General features: G+C 50.2%; 5 protein-coding genes. 3 read left to right on the top strand and 2 right to left on the bottom strand.

The window, feature by feature from the left end:
- The coding region (locus IGR76_05735; protein ID MBF2078018.1) for a transposase at positions 1–187 on the bottom strand (187 nt) is incomplete at its 3' end.
- A 33-nt stretch (positions 188–220) separates the two neighbouring features.
- On the opposite strand from IGR76_05735, the gene IGR76_05740 reads away from it, so the two are divergent.
- Positions 221–1,666 (top strand): metallophosphoesterase, encoded by a 1,446-nt coding sequence (locus tag IGR76_05740; protein ID MBF2078019.1) that lies wholly within the window; start codon positions 221–223, stop codon positions 1,664–1,666.
- 13 nt (positions 1,667–1,679) lie between these two features.
- Here the strand turns inward: IGR76_05740 and IGR76_05745 are convergent, their stop codons facing one another.
- Positions 1,680–2,027, bottom strand: a complete 348-nt coding sequence (locus IGR76_05745) for a hypothetical protein (GenBank protein ID MBF2078020.1) — start codon at positions 2,025–2,027, stop codon at positions 1,680–1,682.
- 344 nt (positions 2,028–2,371) lie between these two features.
- Here IGR76_05745 and IGR76_05750 point away from each other — a divergent pair, with 344 nt between their 5' ends.
- A complete protein-coding gene (locus IGR76_05750; GenBank protein MBF2078021.1) occupies positions 2,372–3,484 on the top strand; it encodes a 1-acyl-sn-glycerol-3-phosphate acyltransferase in 1,113 nt (370 codons plus the stop codon).
- Between the two features lie 60 nt (positions 3,485–3,544).
- A partial coding sequence (locus IGR76_05755) for a transposase (GenBank protein MBF2078022.1) occupies positions 3,545–3,720 on the top strand: 176 nt, incomplete at its 3' end.

A 3,720-nucleotide genomic window follows, 5' to 3' on the forward strand; every position in this document is an offset into this window, starting at 1 on the left:
CTTTGACGGTCGCCATTGTTTGAATCGCAAGGTCACTATAAAGAACTGACGCGCCGGGTTTGCCGCTCAACTCCTCGACCACCCACTGCCCCAGCACAGATTCTTCGATCCAGAAGGTGAGGCTTCCCCTAGCCTTCAATCCAGCGTTATACTCTGACCAGTTGCGGATGCGGTATTGAGGTTTCATGGCAGGTTTTATATGTGATAACTGAAATTTACCATGCCTCTCCTGCCCGCAACCCCTCTTTCATGCAACAACGCCGTCTTAGGCGATAGTGGGTCAGGATCGCACCGATGGCACAATCCCCAACGCCGCATTGCCGAAAAAGCCGCAGAGCATTTGGATAGCTGTCAGTTTGTGCTGCATACGGGGGACGTGGTGTATTTGACGGGTTCCAGCGAATATTATGAACGAAATTTTATTGAACCCTATCATTTTTTGCTGAAGGGAGGCGATCGCCCCGAAGCAATCGACTATCGCGAAATGGTCTTTCAAACGCCCTTCTTGCCCGTTCCTGGAAACCATGACTATTACGATCTGCCGTTTTGGGTGGGGATATTGGCTCAGATCGCCTTACCCATTCGTTTTTTGCTCCGTTCCAAAATCGACATTGACATTGGCTGGCATGGTTCCTACCAAGGGGATACCTATGCTCGGGCATTTATCGACTATCTCTGTCAGTATCCCGTTAACACCAAGCTGATCGATCACCTCAAGCACCATTACACTGTTCAATGGGGAGATTCACGGTGCTTGCGCTACGAACCGGGCGTCTTTACCCGCATACCGAATCGTTACTACACCTTTCGCTATGGCAACATTGACTTTTTTGCCCTGGATTCCAACACCTTCAATGCACCCTTACCGATGAGCAAAGACGGCGATCGCTCTCAGCGGTCGGCCTTACGCGAAAAACGAGCCGACATCGAACACCAGAAGCGTAGTCTCTTAATGGAAGGAATGTTTTTGAACCCCGATGATCCGGATCAGGCGGAACGATTGGATGATCTGCGGACAAAATTGGAATACTTAGAGGAAGTCGAGCAAGATATCAATAGACAGCTTGCCGTGCAGGATTCCTCCCCCGTGGATCAAGCCCAACTCGACTGGTTGCGCGATCGCCTGATCGAGTCCTGGCAGACTCCAGAGGTGCGAGGTCGCATTCTCTTTTTCCACCATCCGCCCTATGTCACCGAAGCCACCAAATGGTACCAGGCGCAAACCTTGGCCGTGCGTGAACGCCTGCGGCAAGTCTTAGATGGAGTTGCGCGAACGGTGGGCGATCGCCCACATGATCGACCTATTATAGATTTAGTGCTCAACGGCCATGCCCATTGTTTTGAGCATTTGAAAACTGGCGATACGCAACGGGGGGATGCTCACATTAACTGGTTAGTGTGTGGCGGAAGTGGATACAGTTTGCGCCGCCAGCGAAATGAGGGCTTGACGCTCACGGAAACACGGGATGGAAAAGATGTGGAGATTGCGCGATCGCTCCGATTCCTAGGACGGACAGGCCACGGATCGTCTAAACATCGCCCCTACTCTTGTCTCAAAATTGACGTGAAGGCGGGAAGTCCACCTCGATTCATTGTCCATCCCTTGGTATCCGATCGGTTCCGGCATGAGTGGATTGATCTACCCGTAGAACCCTTTGAATTCTAGGGAGCAACCCTGATTAACACCAGGTTCGGTTGCCATTTTCGTCCATTCTGGCTTGCCGAATCACGTCTGAAATTTCTTCAGCATCCGTAACATGATGTAGAGCTTTGCGATCGCCGTTCTCATCCTCCACGACAAAGTAAGTCGGAACAACAATATGATCTCCGGTGATGTCAGGAACATTAACGGCAACCTGTTGAGCCTTCTCCTCAAGGGTTTTAGCGCTATCAACGCGATCGCCTGGATTTACGGTCAAATCTTCGGTTCTCAAGCTTTCCTGCTGTGCTTTCCACTCTTCCAAATTCACCTCTTCTGGGCGCAGCGGTTGACGGATCGGTTCGTGATGCTTAGATTCATGAGTCATTGTGAATCCTCCGTTTGGGTCTCGCCTAAACAGCCATTGCCAGCATGGATGGACTGTTTCTATCTCTATTTTTAAGAAAGATGCTGCAATTGTTGTCTATCAAATGGGATAAGTGCCTCGGTTCAAAATGTAGAGAATGGGTATGCGGGTTCTGAAAACATCCGTTTCTTGCCGACCTCTGGGACACGCCATATTCGTTATACTCCGTTTCATTCTTGGGAGTGACGCCACCGCATCATAAACGATTGGTATAAAAACTATGTATGACGGGGGACGAATCTGCTATAACCAGGAGTATGATTTCGCCACAAGACTTTTACCCCCAGAAGCTTACACCCTGGATCGTGCGCACTGTTCAGGTATGTGCTCCATTTCTGGCACGCTGGATCTACTGGGTTGAAATCCGCGTCGATCCGGAACAGTTAGCTCATCTCAAGCACCTGGATGGCGATCGCGTGCTGTTGCTCCCCAATCACCCCACCTTTCACGATCCCATCATCATGTTTCTGCTGTCGGCAAAGCTGAAACGCGCCTTCTATTACATGGCCGCCTACGAAACCTTCGATAATCCCGGCACCATGTTTTTGATTTCGGCTGGATTTAAGCCCCTCCACTATCTAGCACAGTCAAAACGCTTCACCCAAGTCCTGCGGTGGATGCTCCAACATTTAGGCATGTACTCAATTCGGCGCGGCTTGGCTGATCGGGCGAGCATTGCCCAAACCTTAACCCTGTTGACTGAACCTGCTTGCCATTTGGTGATTTTTCCAGAGGGAGGCTGCTCGTTTCAAAACGATACGGTGATGCCGTTTCGGGTGGGAGCGGTACAAATGGCGTTTCAGGCTTTAAATAGATTTGCAAAGAAAAACGAAGCGATTCCCGATCTATACGCCATTCCGATCAGCATTAAATATCGCTACACAGGCAATATGGAGTCGGTGATTGAGCAAACGCTGAGGCGACTGGAACGGGAATTGAATCTCGCCTCTGATTCGTCCCATAGTCCATATGATCGGTTGCGGGCGATCGCAGAACGGGTACTGACTCGCATTGAACAGGATTACGATCGTGCGTTACCGAATCAAGGTTCAGAGACTTTAAACGATCGCATTCAAGCACTGCGGCTGCATGTCATTGAGTCTTGTGAACAGCAGCTTGCTCTGACTCCTCCCCCCGGCGAGTTCATTCGCGAGCGCGTTTATAAAATTCAGCATATGCTCAATACCCAAGCGGATAGCCTTGACCAAAGCTTGCTGTGGAGTCTAGATCTGGTTGAAAAAGCAATGACCCGTCTCCTCAACTTTGATGCAATCTATGACGGCTATGTAGCAGCAAACCCAACGCCAGAAAGATTTTTAGATACCCTAATTCGCCTAGAACGGGAAGTCTTTGACATCGATCAACCTCCTCCCAAAGGCTACCGGATCGCTACAGTTTACCTGGGCGTTGTTGCATGAAAGAGGGGTTACGGGCGGGAGAGGCATGGTAAATTTCAGTTATCACACATAAAACCTGCCATGAAACCTCAATACCGCATCCGCAACTGGTCAGAGTATAACGCTGGATTGAAGGCTAGGGGAAGCCTCACCTTCTGGATCGACGAATCTGTCCTAGAGCAGTGGGTCGTCGAGGAGTTGAGCGGCAAACCCGGCGCGTCAGTTCTTTATAGTGACCTTGCGATTCAAACAATGGC

Origin of the sequence: Synechococcales cyanobacterium T60_A2020_003, from assembly GCA_015272205.1 — a bacterium.
Lineage (GTDB): Bacteria > Cyanobacteriota > Cyanobacteriia > RECH01 > RECH01 > JACYMB01.

Excerpts from the sequence above, each read along its gene's own strand:
- IGR76_05740 (MBF2078019.1), top strand. The coding sequence starts at position 221 with ATGCCTCTCCTGCCCGCAACCCCTCTTTCATGCAACAACGCCGTCTTA.
- IGR76_05745 (MBF2078020.1), bottom strand. The coding sequence starts at position 2,027 with ATGACTCATGAATCTAAGCATCACGAACCGATCCGTCAACCGCTGCGC.